Origin of the sequence: Nocardiopsis ganjiahuensis DSM 45031, assembly GCF_000341085.1 — a bacterium.
Taxonomy (GTDB): Bacteria; Actinomycetota; Actinomycetes; order Streptosporangiales; family Streptosporangiaceae; genus Nocardiopsis; species Nocardiopsis ganjiahuensis.
The window spans coordinates 1-21,158 of sequence record NZ_ANBA01000003.1 but is presented as its reverse complement, the minus strand read 5'-3'; the positions used below and the strand labels follow the sequence as shown (position 1 = coordinate 21,158).

The 21,158-nt window shown below is 71.2% G+C and carries 16 protein-coding genes; 11 read left to right on the top strand and 5 right to left on the bottom strand.

The features are described from left to right. The first annotated feature begins 105 nt into the window (after window positions 1–105). From D458_RS0103800 to D458_RS0103760, 9 genes are all read left to right on the top strand, one after another. A complete protein-coding gene (locus tag D458_RS0103800; protein ID WP_017585400.1) occupies window positions 106–1,161 on the top strand; it encodes a TAXI family TRAP transporter solute-binding subunit in 1,056 nt (351 codons plus the stop codon). 13 nt (window positions 1,162–1,174) lie between these two features. Continuing rightward, window positions 1,175–1,750, top strand: a complete 576-nt coding sequence (locus D458_RS0103795; protein ID WP_017585399.1) for a DUF1850 domain-containing protein — start codon at window positions 1,175–1,177, stop codon at window positions 1,748–1,750. A gap of 73 nt (window positions 1,751–1,823) precedes the next feature. Then, the gene (locus D458_RS0103790) at window positions 1,824–4,010 is read left to right on the top strand and encodes a TRAP transporter permease (RefSeq protein ID WP_017585398.1); all 2,187 of its coding nucleotides are present in this window, start codon (window positions 1,824–1,826) and stop codon (window positions 4,008–4,010) included. Window positions 4,011–4,101: 91 nt separating this feature from the next. Continuing rightward, window positions 4,102–5,127: a hypothetical protein gene (locus tag D458_RS0103785; protein ID WP_051049579.1), complete on the top strand. Its 1,026-nt coding sequence runs from the start codon at window positions 4,102–4,104 to the stop codon at window positions 5,125–5,127. A 50-nt stretch (window positions 5,128–5,177) separates the two neighbouring features. Beyond that, window positions 5,178–5,612 carry a hypothetical protein gene (locus D458_RS0103780; RefSeq protein ID WP_152521035.1) on the top strand — a complete coding sequence of 145 codons (435 nt, stop codon included), beginning with the start codon at window positions 5,178–5,180 and terminating at the stop codon, window positions 5,610–5,612. 43 nt (window positions 5,613–5,655) lie between these two features. Then, window positions 5,656–7,191: a 3' terminal RNA ribose 2'-O-methyltransferase Hen1 gene (locus tag D458_RS0103775; protein WP_017585395.1), complete on the top strand. Its 1,536-nt coding sequence runs from the start codon at window positions 5,656–5,658 to the stop codon at window positions 7,189–7,191. After that, the gene (locus tag D458_RS0103770; RefSeq protein WP_017585394.1) at window positions 7,188–9,779 is read left to right on the top strand and encodes a polynucleotide kinase-phosphatase; all 2,592 of its coding nucleotides are present in this window, start codon (window positions 7,188–7,190) and stop codon (window positions 9,777–9,779) included. Before D458_RS0103775 ends, D458_RS0103770 begins: the two co-directional genes overlap by 4 nt. 180 nt (window positions 9,780–9,959) lie before the next feature. After that, on the top strand, window positions 9,960–11,945 hold the full coding sequence (locus D458_RS0103765; protein ID WP_017585393.1) for an elongation factor G: 1,986 nt from the start codon (window positions 9,960–9,962) through the stop codon (window positions 11,943–11,945). Window positions 11,946–12,153: 208 nt separating this feature from the next. Continuing rightward, the gene (locus D458_RS0103760) at window positions 12,154–14,622 is read left to right on the top strand and encodes an endonuclease/exonuclease/phosphatase family protein (RefSeq protein ID WP_017585392.1); all 2,469 of its coding nucleotides are present in this window, start codon (window positions 12,154–12,156) and stop codon (window positions 14,620–14,622) included. A 72-nt stretch (window positions 14,623–14,694) separates the two neighbouring features. Here the strand turns inward: D458_RS0103760 and D458_RS0103755 are convergent, their stop codons facing one another. From D458_RS0103755 to D458_RS37830, 5 genes are read right to left on the bottom strand one after another with little or no spacing between them, the layout of a single operon-like run. Further along, the gene (locus D458_RS0103755) at window positions 14,695–15,468 is read right to left on the bottom strand and encodes a hypothetical protein (protein ID WP_017585391.1); all 774 of its coding nucleotides are present in this window, start codon (window positions 15,466–15,468) and stop codon (window positions 14,695–14,697) included. Next, on the bottom strand, window positions 15,461–16,138 hold the full coding sequence (locus D458_RS32850; protein ID WP_017585390.1) for an ATP-binding cassette domain-containing protein: 678 nt from the start codon (window positions 16,136–16,138) through the stop codon (window positions 15,461–15,463). Before D458_RS32850 ends, D458_RS0103755 begins: the two co-directional genes overlap by 8 nt. Next, window positions 16,131–16,892 (bottom strand): zinc metalloprotease, encoded by a 762-nt coding sequence (locus D458_RS34715; RefSeq protein WP_017585389.1) that lies wholly within the window; start codon window positions 16,890–16,892, stop codon window positions 16,131–16,133. Before D458_RS34715 ends, D458_RS32850 begins: the two co-directional genes overlap by 8 nt. Before the next feature lie 10 nt (window positions 16,893–16,902). Continuing rightward, on the bottom strand, window positions 16,903–17,841 hold the full coding sequence (locus D458_RS0103740; protein WP_083936228.1) for a radical SAM protein: 939 nt from the start codon (window positions 17,839–17,841) through the stop codon (window positions 16,903–16,905). A gap of 54 nt (window positions 17,842–17,895) precedes the next feature. Next, a complete protein-coding gene (locus tag D458_RS37830) occupies window positions 17,896–18,030 on the bottom strand; it encodes a hypothetical protein (protein ID WP_017585387.1) in 135 nt (44 codons plus the stop codon). Between the two features lie 358 nt (window positions 18,031–18,388). Between D458_RS37830 and galE the strand changes: the two genes are divergently transcribed. Beyond that, entirely contained in the window at window positions 18,389–19,402 is a 1,014-nt protein-coding gene (gene galE, locus D458_RS0103730; RefSeq protein ID WP_017585386.1) for a UDP-glucose 4-epimerase GalE, read from the top strand. 121 nt (window positions 19,403–19,523) lie between these two features. Next, a complete protein-coding gene (gene guaA / locus D458_RS0103725) occupies window positions 19,524–21,104 on the top strand; it encodes a glutamine-hydrolyzing GMP synthase (protein ID WP_017585385.1) in 1,581 nt (526 codons plus the stop codon). Window positions 21,105–21,158: the final 54 nt, after the last annotated feature.

The window sequence follows — 21,158 nt, the reverse complement described above, 5'->3', positions numbered from 1 at the left end:
CTGTGCCCGGCCGGACCGAACCCCGGGCCCGGGGCCGCGACCAGCGGGTACACCCGACTCCCACCTCCCCTGACCCCGAAGCACCCCGAGAGGACCCCCACGACCATGCGACGCTCAAAGCTGTCTCTGGCCGCCATCCCCGCCGGCGTTCTCCTGCTGGCCGCCTGCGCGCAGCCCGCTGAGCAGGCCGCCGAAGACATCGGTCTCGGGGGCGGCGAGGTCGAGAACAACCTCAGCATCGTCACCGGCGGCACCACCGGTGTCTACTACCCGATCGGCGGCGCCCTGCGCACCATCATCGGTGACAACCTCGAGGGTCAGTCCGCCTCGGTCGAGGCCACCGGCGCCTCGGTGGAGAACATCCGCCTGCTCGGCTCGGGCGACGGCCACCTGGCGATCGTCCAGGGCGACGCCGCCGACCAGGGCTTCACCGGTACCGCCGACTTCGAGGGCGACCCGGTCGAGACCTACTCGCTCGCGGTCCTGTACCCCAACGTCTTCCACGCCGTCACCCTCCAGGACATCGCCGAGTCCGAGGGCTTCGAGTGCTTCTCCGACGTGGTGGGCACCCGCTACTCCGTCGGCGACATCGGCAGCGGCAACGAGGCCACCACCAACCAGGTCTTCGAGTCCCTGGAGATCGCCTCCACCGAACTCGAGCTCCAGCAGCTGGGTTACGCCGAGACCGCCAACGCCCTGACCAACAACCAGCTCGACGCCGGTTCCTGGGTCGTCGGCGAGGGCCACTCGGGCATCACCGAGCTCGGCACCACCGAGGACATCGCGCTCATCGAGATGTGCGACGACGAGCGGGACGTGATCGTCAGCGGCTACGGCGGCTACACCGAGCACGTGATCCCGGGCGGCACCTACCCCGGCGTCGACGACGACGTGTCGACCATCGCCGTGTGGAACGCCCTGGTCGTGCCCGGCACCTTCAACGAGGACCAGGCCTACGAGATCACCAAGGCCATGTTCGAGCACATCGACGAGGTCGTCGGCGTGTACGCCCCGGGCGAGGAGTACCTGGTCCCGGAGACCATCGAGAACAGCCCGGTGCCCGTCCACCCGGGCGCCGTCCGCTTCTACGAGGAGCAGGGCGTCGACATCCCGGCCGACCTGCTCCCCGAGGGCAGCGGCTCCGACGAGTCCGACGAGTAGGGCCCGCACACCGATGGATCAGACCACGGTGGGACGATCCGCGGACGCCGGGCGCCGGCGTCCGCGGATCTCCGCGCTCCGGTGGACCGGCGCGGCCCTGGCCGCCGCCCTGGCCGTCGGGGCGCTGCTACCGCTGTGGCCGGGGCTGCGCCTGACCGTCGACGACGACCGGATGGGCCACCTGCCGCTGGCCGCGGGCGAACAGTTCACCATCTCCTACGTGCACTCGATCGACCACCTGCCGATCGAGGAGAACATCGGGGTCCGCGACGGCGAGCTGGTCGCGGAATCCACCCGTCTACGCCAGTTCGGCGCGGGCATGGGCCAGATCCCCGGCGAGGGGACCGGTCGCGCCGACGGCGAGTGGTGGGTCATCGAGGACATGAACCGCGACATCGGACCGGAGGTCGCGATCCGTGTGGGCGCGGCCTCCGTCGACCACCGGCTGCGCACACCCGACGCAGAGGTACGGCTCTCCCCGTGCCTCACCTCCCGTCGGGTGGTCGTCGAACCCGTCCGGATCTCCACCCTCCACCTGCTGTTCGGCGGGGACCCGCAGCCGCACTGCGACGAACGACCCCCCACCTGAACCACCCTCCGCCGCGCGGACCCCGTCCTCGTACGCCCCGCGCGGCCCCACCCAGCTGAACCCGAGGAAGAACATGGCTGAGACCCCACAGGTGCGGGGCGACACGTCCCCGCCACCGGAGGAACCGGAGAGGGCCGCGCACGACGACAAGGCCGGCGCCGGCGAATCTCCGGAGATCGGCTTCGGCCGGGGCGGCACCTCCGCCGACGCGCTACCGGACATCGACGGGCTCGGCGCGGACGCCCCGCCGTTCTGGCGCCGGATCGCCGCCGAGCGCTGGGGCGAGGGCCGGGTCGGCCTGGTCATGGGCGGGATCGTCCTCGCCCTGGGCATCGCACTGACCGCGTTCCAGCTCTACGTCGCCCTGACCTCCGATCTGGACGCCCGCCAGCAGCGCCTCCTCCACCTCATGCTGGTGATGCTGATGGTCTTCGCCGTCATGCCGCCGTTCAAGAGGGCCAGGTTCGGCGGCAGCCCGCTCGCCTTCGTTCCGGGGGTCGTCCTCGACCTGGTCATGGTCGTCGCGACCGTCGTGGTCAGCCTCTACCCGATCGTCTTCCAGACCGAACTGGCGCGTCGCGCGGGTGCCTACACCGACCTTGACTGGATCATGGGCGCCGTCGCCATCGTGGTCCTGTTGGAGGCCACCCGGCGCGCGGTGGGCCTGGTCATGGTCGTCCTGGTGTCCGGGTTCCTCTACTACGCCTGGATCGGCCCGCTGATCCCCGGCCAGTTCGGGCACTCCGGGGCCACCATCCAGCGCATCTCCACCCACTCCTACCTGGGCAACGACGGCATCTACGGGCTGACGCTCGGCGTGGTCGTCACGTTCGTGTTCGTGTTCATCCTGTTCGGCGCGCTGCTGACCAAGACCGGCGGCGGCAACTTCTTCATCGGTCTGGCCTACGTCCTCACCGGGCGCATGGTCGGCGGTCCGGCCAAGGGCGCGGTCCTGGGCAGCGCCCTGATGGGTTCGGTGTCCGGCAGTGCCATCGCCAACGTGGTGACCACCGGCCCGTTCACCATCCCGCTGATGAAGAAGGTCGGGTACAAGAAGCACGACGCCGCGGGGGTGGAGTCGGCCGCCTCCACCGGCGGTCAGGTCCTGCCGCCGATCATGGGCGCGGGCGCGTTCCTGATGGCCGAGCGGCTGGGGATCCCCTACGCCGACATCGTCAAGGTCGCGATCATCCCGGCGCTCATGTACTTCGGGCTGATGTTCCTGTTCGTGGACATCCTCGCCCGCAAGAACAACATCCGGCCGATGACGAAGGACGAGATCCCCGTCTTCGCGATCGTCATGCGGGCGGGCTGGCACTTCCTCGCCCCGCTGATCCTGCTCATCGTGCTGCTGCTCAACTACGTCCCGCCCACACAGGCCGGTCTGGCCGCCTGCGGCGCTCTGCTGGTCGTGGCCATGCTGCGGGCCGGCAGCCGACTGAGCCTCAAGGACTTCCTGGAGGTGTTCGTGATGGCGGCCCGCAGCACCCTGCCGGTGACGGTGGCGTGCGCCGTCGCGGGCATCATCGTCGGCATGGTCGGGCTCACCGGGCTGGGCCTGGTCTTCTCGGACGTCCTGGTGAACGCCTTCGCGGGCAACCTCTTCATGACCTTGCTGATGGTGGCCCTGGCCTCCCTGATCCTGGGCATCGGCCTGCCGGTGACCGCCGCCTACGTGGTGCTGGTCATCCTCGCCGGTCCGGCTCTGGAACAGCTCGGTCTGGCGCTCATCGTCGCGCACATGATCGTGTACTGGCTCAGCCAGGACTCCAACGTGACACCGCCGGTGGCCTTCGCGACCTTCGCGGCGGCCGGTATCGCCGACTCCAAACCGATGCGCTCGGGTGTGTCCTCCTGGAAGTTCGCCAAGGGCCTGTACCTGATCCCGCTCCTGATGGCCTACTCGTCGCTGATGGAGGTGGACGGCCCGCTCCTCGACCTGGTGATCGCGATCGCCACGGGTTCGGTGGCGCTGGCCGCCGGGGCCATGGCCATCGAGGGCTACTTCCTGCGCCGCACCCTGCTCGGTGAGCGCATCGCCCTGGGCGTGGCCGCCGCGCTGGTCATCATCGCCCCGGAGTGGACCGGTTGGACCCAGGCCCTGCTGTCCGTCCACGTGGCTCCGGACTGGTTCGTCCTCGCCGGGACGGCCCTGGGCGTCGTGCTCATCGCCCTCCAGGTGGTCAACCACCGCCGGGACAGGGCCCGGGGCCGGGTCGCCCCGGTCGGTGAGGAACAGCCGCAGGCCGCCCACGGGTAGGGCGGTACAGGCGGGTCCGGTGGACGGGGCGTGGTGGCGGGGGCCATCACGCCCCGTCCCGGTCCGTGCGGGATGCCATAACCTCGCTCACATGTGGCGATTCGGATGGAGACCGGGACGGGGCCCGCAGAGCACCGACCTGGAGGCGGTGCTGGTGCCCGCCTCCTACGGAACGGACCCCCTGCTGCGCGCGGGGTGCGAGGCGGTGCGCGAGGGCGACGTCGAGGCCGGCGCGACCCTGCTCGTGGAGACGAGGGAGGATCCCGAGGTCCGCGCCTACCAGGCCGAGGCGCTGGGGCGGGCCGCCGCGGACCGCCCCGACGAGATCGCCGCCCTGGTGGAGGAGGGCGCGGACCCCGCCGACTCGATGCTGTGGCTCGGCCACACGCTGCTCGCCCGGGCCGTGGCCCTGCCGGCCGGCGGCGCCGGTACCTCCCCGGCCGACCGCAAGGCCTTCGAGGCCGCACTGCACGAGGCGCGGATCCCGCTGCGGGAGTCCGCCCGGCTCAACCCCGACGACGCCGCGCCCTGGTCCGCCCTGCAGACGGTGGCGATGGGGCTCGGGGAGCGCGAGGAGCGGGAGCGGGCCTGGGAGGAGGCGAGCGCGCGGGCGCCCCACCTGTTCCCCGCGCACATGACGCGGGTGCGTTCGCTGGCCCCCACCCGCGGGGGCTCGGCCGAGGAGATGTTCGCCGCCGCGGGCGCCGCGGCCGACACCGCGCCCGAGGGCAGCCCGCTGCCGTCCGTCCTGGCCCTGGCCCACGCCGAGTACCTGCGCGGGGAACAGCGCAGACTGGAGCGGGAGGGCAACAGCGCCTTCATCACCACCATGGCCCTGGGCCGGCTGCACGGAGACGCGGTCCGCGAGTTGTTCGAACTCGCACAGGGGTGGGCGTCGGCGGCCGTCCCGCACGTGCGCGACGTCCAGGCCCACCACCTGTTCGGCTGGGCCTTCCACCGCGCGGGGGAGCAGGACCTGGCCCGCTGGCACCTGGGGGCGGTCGGCCGCTACGTGTGCGACGTCCCGTGGTCCTTCTTCGGGGCGGCGCGCACCGAGGCCGCCCTGGCCATGTCCGAACTGGGTGTGGACCCGCGTACCGGATCCGGTATCGGGTAGTACGCCGGGGCCGGAGCGGCCAGACTGGACCAATGAGTCACACACCCCCTGTGAGTTCTCGCCAAGCCCTCCTCCTCGGTCTCGTGGCCGGGTTCGGGGCAGCGATCCTGGCCCTGCTGCTCGCTTGGAGCTACCACGTGCTCGTAGCCGGGGTGCCGACGAGGACGTTCTGGCCCCCCAGGGGCACGGCGCTGGTCTCGGCGGTCATGGTGCTGATCGCCGCACCGCTCCTGGCCTGGCTCCTGCTGCGGCTGCTCGGCCTGCCCCACCCCCTGCTGACCGCCCTGCTGTCCGTCCCCCTCTACCTGGTTCATTTCGTCCTGCTGCCCCTCACCGGGGCCCCGATCCTGCAGGACCCGCTCTGGGGCAGGGTCCTGGGCCTGGCCGTCATGTCCCTCGCGGTCGCCCTTCCGGCCCTGCTGACCAGCCGCCACCACCGCCTCCGCGCGGCGCAGCGGGGCGGGGCCGTCCCGAACACCCCCTGAAAAGCACTGGTCGGCCGCGGAGGATGTCGGACAGAATGCACGGGTGCTACTGACGATCACCACCACAGCCACGCCGGCGACGGACCTCGGACACCTGCTGCACAAGCACCCCGACAAGGCGCAGAGCTTCGAGCAGTCCTTCGGGACGGCGCACGTCTTCTATCCCGAGGCCACCGAGGAACGCTGCACGGCCGCGCTCCTGCTCGAGGTGGACCCGCAGGCGCTCCTGCGCTCGCGCACGTCGGTCAACACCCCCGACTTCGCCCTCGCGCAGTACGTGAACGACCGGCCCTACGCCTCCTCGTCGCTGTTCACGGTGGCGCTGGGCAAGGTGCTGCGGACGGCCATCCGCGGGGTCTGCGAGAGCCGCCCCGAGCTGGCCCGCACCCCCATCCCGCTGGAGCTGCACCTGCCCGCGGTGCCGTGCCGTCCGGGGCCGGAGAAGGCGCGGGCGCTCTTCGAACCGCTGGGCTGGACGGTGGCGGCCGAGCCGGTCCCGCTCGACCCCGGCCTGCCCGGCTGGGGTGACTCGCACTACCTGTCGCTCACCCTGACCGGGACCCTGCGGCTGTCCGAGGCGCTCAGCCACCTGTACGTGCTGCTGCCCGCGATGGAGGGCGGCCACAAGCACTACTGGGTGGACTCCACCGAGATCGACAAACTCCTGCGCGCGGGAGGCGCCCCGGTCGACGGGATCGTGAACGAGGAGGGCGAGGACGGCGCGGGTGCGGGCTGGCTGGCCGGGCACCCCGAGCGCGGGTGGATCACCCGCCGCTACCTCGCCCGCCGCGAACAGTACGTGCGCACCGCCCTGGCCCGCCTGGCCGAGTCCGAGGACCAGGCCGCCGACCCGGAGAACGGGGCGGAGAACGGGGCGGCCGCCGTCGTCCCGCGCGACCCGGCCGTCGAGGAGCGCGAGCCCTCGCTGGCCGAGCAGCGCGCGGGCGCGATCATGGCGGTGCTGGAGGCCGAGCGCGCCACCAGCGTCATCGACCTGGGATGCGGTGGCGGCAAGCTGCTGGAGCGGCTGGTCCGCGACCGCACCCTGGAGCGGATCACCGGAGTGGACGTCCACCTGGGCAGCCTGGAGGCCGCCCACCGCAGGCTCTGCAAGGGCTGCCACCCCGACGGGGGCAGGCGCCACCGGCCCCTGTTCGCCGACACGTCCGGCGGCCGCGGTGGCTCGGCCGAGCGCAGGCCCCGCCCCGAGCTCCTGCTCGGCTCCGTGGTCTACCGGGACCGCCGGTTCCAGGGCCACGACGCGGCGGTGCTCATGGAAGTGGTCGAACACCTCGACCCCTCCCGGCTGGCCGCCATGGAGAACGTCGTCTTCGGCGACGCGGCCCCCCGCGTCGTCGTGGTCACCACGCCCAACATCGAGTACAACCGCCACTACGAGGGCCTGGAGGAGGGCGCGTTCCGGCACGCCGACCACCGGTTCGAGTGGACGCGCGCCGAGTTCGCCGCCTGGACCGACCGGGTCGCCGCCGAACACGGCTACACCGTCCGCCGCCTTCCGGTCGGCCCCGAGCACCCCGAGACCGGGGCCCCGACCCAGATGGGAGTCTTCACCGCATGAACGAGCCGAACGACGAGGCCGCCCGCGAGCCCCGAGTGCTCGGCGTGCCCCGGATGGGGCTCGTCCTGCTGGTCGGGGTCTCCGGTTCCGGCAAGTCCACCTTCGCCGCCGAGCACTTCGGGCCCACCCAGGTGATCGGCTCCGACTTCTGCCGGGGCATGGTCAGCGACGACGAGAACGACCAGACCGCCACCGCCGACGCCTTCGCGCTGCTCGGCACCATCGTGGACATCCGGCTGCGGCGCGGGCTGCTCACGGTCGTGGACGCCACCAACGTCCAGCGCAAGGCACGCGAGCAGCTGGTCCGCATCGCCAAGGACAACAACGTCCTGACCACCGCGATCGTGCTCGACGTGCCCGAGGCGCTGGCCCGCGAACGCAACCGCACCCGCGCCGACCGCGACTTCGGCGACCACGTCATCCGCCGCCAGCGCCGCGACCTCAAGGACGGGCTCAAGCGGATGAGCCGCGAGGGCATCCGCAAGGTGTTCGTCCTCAAGGGGCAGGAGGAGATCGACACCGCCCGCATCGAGCTGGAGCGGCCCTGGCCGGACCGCACCGAGCTCACCGGCCCCTTCGACATCATCGGTGACGTCCACGGCTGCCGCTCCGAACTGGAGACCCTGCTGGAGGAGCTCGGCTACGAACTGCGCCGCGACACCGAGGACCGCCCGGTCGGCGCCCGCCACCCCGAGGGGCGCACGGTGGTCTTCGTCGGCGACCTCGTGGACCGCGGCCCCGACAGCCCCGGCGTGCTGCGCCTGGCCATGGGCATGGTCGCCGACGGCGACGCCCTCTGCGTGCCCGGAAACCACGAGAACAAGCTGGTCCGCTACCTCAGGACCGGCAAGGCCCAGCTCACCCACGGCCTGGCCGAGACCGTGGAGCAGCTCGGCCGCGAGACCGAGGAGTTCCGCAAGCGGGTCCTGGACTTCTGCGACGGCCTCGTCAGCCACCTGCAGCTGGACGGCGGAAACCTGGTCGTGGCGCACGCCGGGCTCAAGGAGGAGTACCACGGGCGGGCCTCCGGCCGGGTGCGCTCCTTCGCCCTGTACGGCGAGACCACCGGGGAGACCGACGAGTTCGGCCTGCCCGTCCGACTGCCCTGGGCCCGCGACTACCGCGGCAAAGCCATGGTGGTCTACGGGCACGTGCCCACCGACAAGGCCGAGTGGCTCAACCGGACCATCTGCCTGGACACCGGCTGCGTGTTCGGCGGCAAGCTCACCGCGCTGCGCTACCCCGAGCGGGAGATCGTGGACGTGGACGCCGAGCGCACCTGGTACGAACCGGTCCGGCCCCTGGTGGAGAACCCGCCGGAGGCCGACGACCGGGGCCCCGGCCAGGTCATCGACATCAACGACGTCGGCGTGGGCGACTTCCACGCCGGGCTGTTCGTCGAGACCCGGTACGGCACCGTACGCGCCAACAGCGAGAGCACCATGGCCGCGCTGGAGGTCATGAGCCGGTTCTCCGTGGACCCCCGGTGGCTGGTCTACCTGCCGCCGACCATGGCCCCCGCGCCGACCGCCGCCGACCCCGCACTGCTGGAACACCCCGACGAGGCCTTCGCCTCCTTCCGGGCCTCCGGCGTCGGGCAGGTGATCTGCGAGGAGAAGCACATGGGCTCGCGGGCGGTCGCCGTGCTCTGCCGGGACGAGGCGGCCTCGCGGCGGTTCGTCCCGGGCGAGCTCGGCACCGTCTACACCCGCACCGGGCGGGCCTTCTTCCGGGACCCGGCGGTCCAGGCCGAGGTGGTCGACCGGCTGCGGCAGGCGGTCACCGAAGCGGGGCTCTGGGACAAGCTCGGTACCGACTGGATCGCCCTGGACGGCGAGATGCTGCCCTGGTCCGCCAAGGCGCGCTCGCTCATCCGTGAGCAGTACGCGTCGGTGGGCGCCGCCGCCCGGGCCTCACTGCCCGCCGCGTCGGCCGCCCTGGCCGCGGCGGCCGAGCGGGGCGTGGACGTCGGGGAACTGGCGGCCACCGTCGCCCGGCGCACCGACCAGACCGAGGCGTTCAGCCAGGTCTACCGGCGCTACACCTGGGAGACCGAGGGCGCGGACGGGCTGCGCTACGCCCCGTTCGCGCTGCTGGCCTCCGAGGGCAAGGAGTACACCGAGGCCGACCACCTCTGGCACATGGGCGTGGCCGAACAGCTCGCGGAGACCGGCGGAATGGTGCAGGCCACCCGTTACCTGGTCGTGGACACCACCGACCCGGGCGCCTGCGCGGCGGCGGCCGCCTGGTGGCGGGACATGGTCGACCGCGGCGGCGAGGGCATGGTGGTCAAACCGCTCCTCGGCGCCCGGGCCGAGGGCCGCAAGGGTCTGACCCAGCCGGGGCTGAAGGTCCGCGGCCCGGAGTACCTGCGGCTCATCTACGGGGCGGACTACACCGACCCGGAGCGGATCGCCGTGCTCAAGGACCGCAAGCTCGGCCGCAAGACCGGGCTGGCCATGCGCGAGCACAAGCTCGGACTGGAGGCCCTGGCCCGCCAGGCGGCCGGTGAGCCGCTGTGGCGGGTGCACGAGCCGGTCTTCGCGGTCCTGGCCCTGGAGACCGAACCGGTCGACCCCAGGCTCTAGCCGCTGGCAGCAGGAGTGTGCTCGGGGGCGGGGCGCGCGGGGAAAATCCCTTGCGCGGCCCGCCCCCGATCAGCATCATCGTCCTGACCATTACGGACAGCAGAGAGGCCGACGGCATGCGGCGTTCCCACGGAAGTTCTCAGACCACCTTCCGGATCGAGACCCTCCTGGGAACCGCTTTTGACCGCCACACTCAACATCGGGATCCTCGCGCACGTCGACGCGGGTAAGACCAGCCTCACCGAGCGCCTGCTCTTCGGCGCCGGTGCCACCGACCGCCTCGGCAGCGTCGACTCCGGCGACACCCGGACCGACACCGGCCGGATCGAACGGGAACGCGGCATCACCGTGCGCACCGCCGTGGCGCCCTTCCGGATCGGCACCACCCAGGTCAACCTGATCGACACCCCCGGACACGCCGACTTCGTCGCCGAGGTCGAACGCGCCCTCGCGGTGCTCGACGGCGCCGTCCTGGTGCTCTCCGCCGTGGAGGGCGTCCAGGCCCACACCCGCCTGCTCATGCGCGTCCTGCGCGAGATGCGCCTGCCCGTGCTGCTGTTCGTCAACAAGACCGACCGGGGCGGCGCCGACCCCGAGCGCGTCCTCGCCCAGATCCGCCGCCGCCTCACCGGCCGCGCCCTGGCCCTGGACACCGTGCACGGACCGGGGACCCGGAGGGCGCGTACCCTGCCGCTCTCCTGGGACGACCCCGGTCTGGCCGCCCGGGCCGCCGAACTGCTCGCCGAGGAGGACGGCGCCCTCCTCGCCGCGCTGGTCGACGACCGGCCGCCGCCTCGGGGCGCCGACCTGCGGGAGAGGGTCCGTGAACAGGTCGGGCGGGGACTGCTGTACCCCGTACTCTCGGGGTCGGCGATCACCGGCGAGGGCGTCGACCGGCTCTCCCGAGCCCTCACCGAACTGCTGCCCGCCACCGCGGAGGAAGACGTCTCCGCTGACCGGCCGCGCGGCACGGTCTTCGCTGTCGAGCGTTCCGCCTCGGGGGAGAAGACCGGCTACCTGCGGCTGTTCTCCGGCCGTCTGGCCCCGCGGGACCGGGTGCGGTTCGAGCGGGCCGACCCCGCCGACGGCGATCCGTACGAGGGCCGCGTCACCCACCTGGAGGTGGTCGGACACGAGGGCGATCGCCACCGTGTGCTCACCGCGGGCGGGATCGGGCGCGTCCGCGGCCTGCCCGGACTGCGGGTCGGGGACCGGATCGGGACGTCGGCCGCCCCGGTGAGCCTGGTCCGACCGGCCCTGGAGTCGATCGTGCGCCCGGCCGTCGAGGGCGGTGAGCACCGGCTGCACGCCGCGCTGAGCGCGCTCTCGGACCAGGACCCGCTGATCCGGCTGCGCACCGTGCCGGGGGAGGGGCTTTCGGTCCTGCTCCACGGCGAGGTGCAGAAAGAGGTCGTCGCCGACACCCTGGCCAGCGAGTTCGGGGTCGAGGCGGTCTTCGGACCCAGCAGCGTGGTGCACACCGAACGTCCGGTCGGCCCCGGGACGGCGATCGAGGAGATCGACCTCGCCCGGGAGGTCGGCGGCCCGGTCACCGTGGGCTTGCGGGTGGACCCGGGGGAGGCGGGAAGCGGGGTGCTCTTCCGCAGGGAGACCGAGCTGGGCGCGCTGCTCGCCGCCTACGACCACGCGGTGGAGGACACGGTGCGCGAGGCCCTGCGGCAGGGCCTGTACGGGTGGCCGGTGACCGACTGCGTCGTCACCCTGGTCCGGAGCGGCTACATCGCACCCCTGACCGAGGCGGCGCACTTCCGACTGCTCACCCCGGTGGTGCTCATGCGGGCCCTGGGCGCCGCGGGCACCCGCGTGTACGAGCCCGTGCGCGAGTTCGAGCTGGACGTCCCCGAGGACGTGCTGAGCGCGGCCGTCTCCCGCCTGCACGCGTGCGGGGCGCGGGTGTCCGGTACGGACCGGACCGCCGAGGGGTGGCGGGTCACCGGGGAGATCCCGGTCCGGGGCGCCGACGCCTTCCGCACCCGGCTGCCGGGGATCTCCCGGGGCGAGGGCGTGTGGTGGACCCGGCCCGGGGGCGACCTGCCGGTACGCGGACGCCCGCCCCACCGGGCCCGTACCGACGGCAACCCGCTGGACCTGGACGAGTACCTGGTGCACCTGGGCAACGCGGGCCGTGCGGGAACCGGGGGGTAGACCGGACCGGACCGGCCTCGCGTACGCGCACGCTCCGGACGCCCGGGCTTTGGAGGATCGCACCGAAGCCCGGGCGCTCCGTTGTCGTGCGATCACCACAATCGGGCACCGGGTCGCCTTCTTTTCACGTCCCCTCCTTCATGTGGACATCCGCGGCGGCCATCATGTGCCGCGAACCCCCGTACCCCCGAAAACAAGCGGAGCTGGCGTGTCCCTACCCCCCTCCAGGCCCGGAGACCACCCCCCGGCCGCCCCGAACCGGCGCCTCCTCGCATCGGCCGCCGCGGTCGCCGCGGCAGCCCTGGGCGCGAGCCTCCTGGCACCGCTCCCCGCGCTGGCCGAGGCCGACCACCCCGTCATCAGCGAGGTCTACGGCGGTGGCGGCAACAGCGGGGCGGAGCTGCGGCACGACTTCGTCGAACTGGGCAACCCCACCGGCTCCGACGCCGACCTGTCCGGGTGGAGCGTGCAGTACCTGCCCGCGCGGCCCGGCGAGGCCACCCGGGTCCAGGTGACCCCGCTCAGCGGCAGCGTCCCCGCCGGCGAGCACCACCTGATCCGCCAGGCGGCCGGTGCGGGCGGCACCACCGAGCTGCCCGAGCCGGACGACGCCGGGAACACGAACATGTCGGCCACCGCCGGGACCGTGCTCCTGGTGGAGGGCACCGACCCCGTCGAGTGCCGCACCGCCGCCACCTGTGCCGAGGACGAGTCGGTCGTCGACGTCGTCGGCTACGGCAACGCCGCGGTCTTCGCCGGTTCGCCGACCGCCGGCACCTCGAACACCACCTCGACCTCACGCGACGCCCGGTTCACCGACACCGGGAACAACTCCGCCGACTTCTCCACCGGCGAGCCCACCCCCACCAACAGCGCGGGCGAGACGGTCGAGGACCCCGGCGGGGGCGAGCCCGAGGAACCGGTCGAACCCGGCGACCTGCGCGTCCACGACATCCAGGGCGTCACCCGCACCTCGCCCCACGTGGGCGAACAGGTCTCCGGCCTGCCCGGTGTGGTCACCGCCGTCAACGCCTTCGGCAGCGCCCAGGGCTTCTGGTTCCAGGACACCGAGGGCGACGGAGACCCGCGCACCAGCGAGGCGCTCTTCGTCTTCACCGGTTCCACCACCCCCGACGTCGCGGTCGGCGACGAGGTCCTGGCCGCCGGACGGGTCAGCGAGTACCGCCCCCAGGCGGGCGCGCAGACCGTCACCCAGCTCGACCAGGCCCGGTGGACCACCCTGTCCCGGGACAACGACCTGCCCGAGGCGGTCCTGCTCGACGCCGACGCCCTCCCCGAGGCCTACGCCCCGGACCACGGCGGCGACATCACCGACCTGGAGCTCCAGCCCGACAAGTTCGCCCTGGACTTCTGGGCCGCCCACGAGCACATGCTCGTCCGGGTGGAGGACGCCCCGGTCATCGCCCCCACCGACGGCTACGACGCCCTGTGGGTGACCACCAAGCCCGACCAGAACCCCACCGCCAACGGCGGCACGCACTACGGCTCCTACGACGAGCCCAACAGCGGCCGGGTGAAGATCGAGTCGCTCCTGGACCGGGACGTGCGCCCGTTCCCGGCGGCCGACGTCGGCGACACCCTGGCCGGCGTCACCGAGGGCCCGGTCTACTACAGCCGGTTCGGCGGCTACCTGGTCCGCGCCACCACCCTGGGCGAGCACGTCTCCGGCGGCCTGGAGCGCGAGCCGGTCCGCGGCACCGCCCGGCACGAGATCGGCGTCGCCACCTACAACGTCGAGAACCTCGGCGGTGAGGACCCCCAGGCCGAGTTCGACGCCCTGGCCGAGGGCATCGCCGTCCACCTCGGCGCACCGGACATCATCGGCCTCGAGGAGATCCAGGACAACAACGGCCCCGTCGACGACGGGACGGTGGACGCCGACGTCACCCTCGACCGGCTCGTCGAGGCGATCGCCGCCGCGGGCGGCCCCGGGTACGAATGGCGCCAGATCAGCCCCGAGGACAAGCAGGACGGAGGCCAGCCCGGCGGCAACATCCGCAACGCCTTCCTCTTCAACCCCGACCGGGTCCAGTTCGTGGACGTCGAGGGCGGCGACGCCACCACCCCCGTCGAGGTCGTGGAGGGTGAACGCGGGGCCGAGCTGTCCGCCTCCCCGGGCCGCATCGCCCCCGGCGACGAGGCCTGGAACTCCAGCCGCAAGCCGCTGGTCGGCCACTTCCGCGTCCTCAACCGCGACGTGTACGTGGTGACCAACCACTTCAACTCCAAGGGCGGCGACCAGTCCCTGCACGGCGTCAACCAGCCGCCGAACCGCACCAGCGAGGCCCAGCGCAACGCCCAGGCGCGGTTGGTCCGCGAGTTCGCCGAGGACCTGCTGGCCGTCGACCCGCAGGCCAACCTGGTGGTGATGGGCGACCTGAACGACTTCCCGTTCTCGCCGACCCTGGACGTCCTCACCGCGGACGGCCTGCTGGCCAACCCGATGGACGGGCTGCCGCGCGAGGAACGCTACAACTACGTCTTCGACGGCAACTCCCAGGCGCTCGACCACATCCTGGTCAACGGAGCCCTGGCCGGACGGGTCGACTACGAGGTCGCGCGGATCAACTCCGAGTTCCACGACCAGGTCAGCGACCACGACCCCCAGGTCCTGCGCATCGACACCCGCCGCAGCACCTCCCCGGGCCGGGGCTGACAGCACGGAAGGAGGGGGCGGCCGTGATCCGCCCCCTCCTTCTCCGTGCGCGCTCCGGGATCACACCAGGGGTCACACCGCCGAGCCGGAGGCCACGGGCACTGTCGCGAGAGCGCGACGGGAACGCCCGCGCGAGAACAGCAGCAGCTCCGCCGCCGCCCCCACCACGACGGTCACCGTGTTGACCACGAACGAGCCCGCCATGGCCGGGGTGATCTCCGTGCCCCCGTCGCCCACGACGACGGCCAGGACGTTGGCGTGCATCGGCAGTCCGAGGAACTCGGTGCTGGAGCCCACCGACCAGTTCAGCCCGGAGAGGGAGTGCCACGTCCAGTGGCCGTACACCTGGAGGCCGACGAACGCTACGAAGAGCACCCCGGACACGAGGATCTGCGTCGACAGGCCCCGCAGCCGGGTCACCAGCCGGGCCAGCACCCACACGGTGACGACGAACGCGCCGAACGAGGCGATCTTGCTCCCGTACGCGTACAGGAGGAACCCCGCGGTGCCGTCCGAGCCGTCGCCGTTCAGATAGCCGAACAGGGTGACACAGCCGACGAGGCAGAATCCCAGGAACAGCGGGACCGTCTTGAGGGCGAACTTCTTGACCGCCGACTGGGTGGACATGTGGAACAGCAGGTCGCCGTCGAGAGCGACGTGGTGGAACAGGTGGGCGGCGACGTAGGCGGCCGCGGCCGCGGAGGTCAGGATCACCGCGAACACCCAGAGGACTTCCGTCACCGTGTTGTCGAGCGCCAGGTGGGCGGCGAGCACGGAGCAGACGACCAGCAGCGAGAAACCGAAGAAGCGCGCGTGTTTGCGGGCCTCCACCTTCCACTCAAGCACCGCGCACCACCTTCTTGAAGGTCTCCTCCAGGCCGCCGTCCCGCATCAGCGCGTCCACGGGTTCGTGCAGGAGCAGACGTCCCTCGTGCAGGACGGCGAACTCGTCGAACAGCGATTCCAGACCGGAGATCAGGTGGGTGCTGATCACCACCGCCGAACCCTCGGACCGATGCCGTTGGATGAGGGAGAGCACGACGTCGCGGGTCACCGGGTCGACCGCCGCCAGTGGTTCGTCGAACAGGTACACCTCCGCCCGCCGGGCGAGCATCAACCCCAGGGAGAGCTGCTCGGACATGCCCTTGGAGAGGTGGGCCACCCGCTTGGAGCGGTCCAGCCCGAGGTCGTCGATGATCTCGTCGGCGATCTCGACGGAGTAGTCGTCGTAGTAGCGGGCGAGCAGCCGCGGGGTCTCGTCGACCCGCAGGAACTCGTAGAGGTAGGGGCGGTCCGGTAGAAACGCGGGCACACGACCGTTCCTGGTGCGGATATCGCCCTCTTGGTGGTCGACCAGCCCCGCCACGGCCTTGAGCAGGGTGGTCTTTCCAGCGCCGTTCTGACCGAAGAGCCCGACGATCCCGGATTTATCGGTCAGGGTCAGGGAGGTCGGTGCGAGGGAGAACTTTCTTCCCCGGCGAACGACGAGCCTGTTCAGTGTGAGGAGGTCAGCCATGCATGATTCCCAGATAGATGTCGATGGATATGTAGATCCCGTAGCATGCCACGAGAATCCAACTCGCAACCTTGACGCACCTGATCCAGAGAGGGTTGCGTTTCCTCTCCTTCAACTCGTTGATCCCCGCCAGCGCGAGGAGTACTCGGTATCCATCGGAGTTGAGGGCGGGTACTGCGTTGCAGGCCAGAGTGATGACAGCGAAGATCAGCGCCATTTCAAGATCACCGGAACGGAAGAACAAGGCGTTCGCGGCGATGAGTACGGCGTTGATCAGGAGGTTCACCCAGATCCCGGCCGCGTGCACGATGACCTTCTCGTCACGGAACAACAGAACCGACTGGTTCATCCGTACGTAAAAGGCGGGAAGGATGATGTAGTGCATGCGGAAACCCACCTTGTCGTGCCGTCGGCCCAGGAACCGCAGGGCCGCCAGGTGGGCGAACTCGTGGACGACGACGCTCAGGACGATGTACGGCACGAACCAGGCGAGGAACCACGGTGTCGGTGACGTGTCGGCCCGGATCGAGAACACGATGTTGAGCGCGAGCAGGGCCACACCCGACGACAGGAAGGCGAACGCCGCCGTGGCGGAGACCCGTGAGGCCGCTGGTGCGGCGGAGTCCAGCACCGCCCGGGGGAGGGAGGAGGGCTCGGCCCGGTAGTAGCGGTCCCGTTGTTTGTCGTGGACGACCGCGCCTCCGCCGGAGATGAACACCTCGGCGTGGTCGTCCTGGTATCGCAGCGCGCTCATGCGTGTCCGCCTACGCGGTCGCCGCGGCGACGATCTCGTGGCGGAGCGCGCCGAGGCTCTCGTGATCGCTCATGACCGCCGCGCACACGTCACAGGCGGACACCGCCGACTCCATGCGGGCCACTTCGGATTCGGGGGCGAGCGCGCGAATCCGCTCCACGAACCACCCCAGCCCGTGTCGCTGGACGACCGCGAGCAGGGCGTTGCGCTCCAGCCTCCGGGTGAACCCCTCGTGATCGGTCTCGCCGACCTCGCCCAGAGTCATGTCGGTGTCGAAGATCGGGGGTGAACAGCAGGGGTAGACCTTCTGGTCGTGGTGGTAGATGACCTCGAAACCGGGGCAGTGCAGCGACAGTTCCTCCAACGGTTTGCGGAAGAGGTCCTCGACGGGGATCGCGCGGCCGGTTCCGCACTGCTGCACCGGGAAGCGGGTGACCCGCACGCCCAACGTGGACTCGCCGAGTTCGCGAAGCAGGTCCATCGAGTCCTGGGACCGGCTCACGGCCATGTTCAAGATGGTGGGGACGGAACTGCGGGCCGCTGCGTCCAGGGCGTTCCTGATCCTCTTCACCGGGACGAACGGGGCGTGGAAGTCGTCGAAGCTGACGGTCAGGCTGGACAGCCCGACCTCCTCGAGTTCGCGGAAGGTCGAGGCGGCGGCCTTGGGAGTGATCGCCCAGAACCCGTTGGTGACACAGGTGGCGGTGAGGCCGGCGTCGGTGACCCGCCGGACGAGCCGCAGGAACCGCTCCCTCCGGAGCAGTGGCTCCCCTCCGGTGAAGCCGACCTCGCGCACGTCGGGGTGGGCGATGAGGTCCTCGACGATGCGGTCCACCTGGTCGTCCTCGAGGGCGGCAGCGTTGCGCGGGGAGCTCTCCACACAGCAGTGCGCGCAGGTCGCGTTGCATTTCGCGGTGAGGTTGATGCCAACGCTCTGTGCTTGGCGCATGTCCTTCTCTTTCCTGGGTGTTCCTGTCCGTTCGCGGTGCTCATCGGCGGCGGATCAACCGCTTCCGACGATCCAGGCGTCGCCCTTCTTGATGAAATACCAGAGGTCGTCGACCACGGCGAGCTCAGCGACGTCCTCCTCGATCTGGAAACTCTCGAGGAAGCTCTTCATCGACTCGTCCTTGTCCATATGTACACCCCCTTCACATGAATTAACAGATCAGAATAATGGCGAACGGACAGGAACGGGGGTGAATCTATCGCCTTGGTGAAAGGGTGTCCAGGGTTCCCTTTGCGTGCGGCGCTTCCGGGGTGTCGGCCGGTGGAAACCTTTGTTCTCCCACGTCTCGGCCGAAATGGGAAACATGAATGCGAGACGCGTGGGCTGGAAATTCGTTTTAGTAGGGCCTGGTGTGAAAGGTGGGAAAAAGGACCGGGCGGCCGGATCCGGCCGCCCGGCGGGGCAGCCGCAGCGTGGCTCACCCGAACGGGAGCCCGGCGACCCATATCCTGGAGGGGTCAGCACCGCCCACCCCAGGGAACGATCCATGAACGTACTGCTCACCGGTGGCGCCGGGTACATCGGCTCCCACACCGCGGTCCGGCTGCTCGAGGCTGGGCACGGGGTCGTGGTCGTCGACTCCCTCGTCAACAGCCACGAGGAGTCCCTGCGCCGCGTCGAGCGGATCACCGGCCGCACGGTCGCGTTCCACCGGGCGGACTGCACCGACGCCGAGGCGATGCGCGCGGTCTTCGCGCGGCACGACATCGACGCCGTCATCCACCTGGCCGGGCTCAAGGCGGTGGGCGAGTCCGTCCAGCAGCCCCTGCGCTACTACCGCAACAACCTCAACGCGCTCCTGACCCTCTGCGAGACCATGGACGCCGCCGGGGTGCGCGACCTCGTCCTCAGCTCCTCGGCCACCGTCTACGGCGACCCCGAACAGATGCCGATCACCGAGGACGCCCGGCTCTCGGTCACCAATCCCTACGGCGGCACCAAGCTGTTCTCCGAGCAGGTCCTGGAGGACCTGGCGACCTCGGACCCGCGCTGGCGGATCATCTCCCTGCGCTACTTCAACCCGATCGGCGCGCACCCCAGCGGCCTGATCGGCGAGGACCCCCAGGGCGTCCCGAACAACCTCTTCCCCTACATCGCCCAGGTCGCCGCGGGGCGCCGTGAGCGGCTGACCGTGTTCGGCGACGACTACGAGACCCCCGACGGCACCGGCGTACGCGACTACCTGCACGTGGTGGACCTGGCCGGCGGGCACCTCGCCGCCGTGGACCGCCTCGCCGACGCCCCGGGACACCGCGTCTACAACCTCGGGTCCGGCCAGGGCACCTCGGTCCTGGAGGGCGTGCGCGCCTTCGAGCGCGCCACCGGTGCGCCCATCCCGTTCGAGATCGTCGGGCGCCGCCCCGGCGACATCGCCGTCTGCTACGCCGACCCCTCGGCCGCCGCACGGGATCTGGGCTGGAAGGCCGAGCTCACCGTCGACGACGCCTGCCGGGACGCCTGGCGCTGGCAGTCCGCCAACCCGAACGGCTTCGAGGGCTGATCCCCGCCCCGGTTCCGCCGCCCCGCCCGCGTGCGGGGCGGCACACCCGTTGGTGCGTTCCGACCGGGGCGAACGGCCTAGACTGGACGGACATCCATTTTTCTGCGGAAGGTCCTCCGTCGTGTCCGTTGGTGCTGACAGCACGTTCGACACCGTCCTCGTCGTCGACTTCGGTGCGCAGTACGCGCAGCTGATCGCCCGACGGGTCCGGGAATGCCACGTGCACAGCGAGATCGTGCCCTCGACCATGCCCGTCGAGGAGATGCTCGCCAAGAAACCCAAGGCCATCATCCTCTCCGGTGGCCCGTCCTCGGTGTACGCCGAGGGCGCCCCGAGCGTCGGGGCCGAGCTGTTCGAGACCGGGGTCCCGACCTTCGGTATCTGCTACGGCTTCCAGGCCATGACGCGCGCCCTGGGCGGGGTCGTGGACAAGACCGACCTCAGTGAGTTCGGCCGTACCGAGCTGACCGCGAACATCGACTCCGTGCTGTTCGAGGGCCTGCCCGAGGGCCTGAGCGTGTGGATGTCGCACGGCGACTCCGTGGTCCAGGCCCCGGCCGGGTTCAAGAGCACCGCCAGCACCGGGGGCGCCCCGGTCGCCGCGTTCGAGGACACCGAGCGCCGCCTGTTCGGCGTGCAGTTCCACCCCGAGGTCATGCACACCGAGCACGGCCAGGACCTGCTGCGCCGCTTCCTCTACGAGGGCGCGGGCTGCCGCCCCACCTGGACGATGGTGAACATCGTCGAGGAGCAGCTGGAGCGCATCCGCGAGCAGATCGGCGACAAGCGCGTCATCTGCGCCCTGAGCGGCGGCGTGGACTCCGCCGTGGCCGGAGCCCTGGTCCAGCGCGCCGTCGGCGACCAGCTCACCTGTGTGTTCGTCGACCACGGTCTGCTCCGCAAGGGCGAGGCCGAGCAGGTCGAGAAGGACTTCGTCGCGATCACCGGCGCCAAGCTGAAGGTCGTCGACGCCGAGGAGCGCTTCCTGTCCGCGCTGGCCGGGGTGACCGACCCCGAGGAGAAGCGCAAGATCATCGGCCGCGAGTTCATCCGCATCTTCGAGCAGGCGGCCCGCGAGGTCGTCGCCGACAGCGGTGAGGACGGCGCCGAGGTCGAGTTCCTGGTCCAGGGCACCCTGTACCCGGACGTCGTCGAGTCCGGCGGCGGCACCGGCACCGCGAACATCAAGTCGCACCACAACGTGGGCGGCCTGCCCGACGACCTCCAGTTCACCCTGGTGGAGCCGTTGCGCGAGCTGTTCAAGGACGAGGTGCGCAAGGTCGGCGAGGAGCTGGGCCTGCCGCCCGAGATGGTGTGGCGCCAGCCCTTCCCCGGTCCGGGCCTGGGCATCCGGATCATCGGCGAGGTCAACCGGGAGCGCCTGGAGATCCTGCGCGAGGCCGACGCGATCGCCCGAGAGGAGCTCACCCGCGCCGGTCTGGACCGCGACATCTGGCAGTGCCCCGTGGTGCTGCTCGCCGACGTGCGCTCGGTGGGCGTGCAGGGCGACGGCCGCACCTACGGCCACCCCGTGGTGCTGCGCCCGGTCAGCAGCGAGGACGCGATGACCGCCGACTGGTCGCGCGTGCCCTACGACGTGCTCGCCCGCATCTCCAACCGGATCACCAACGAGGTGCGCGAGATCAACCGGGTGACGCTGGACGTGACCAGCAAGCCCCCGGGCACCATCGAGTGGGAGTAGCACGGTCGGGGTGCGCGGGCCGCGGCCCGCGCACCCCGACCGACGCGGCGGGGC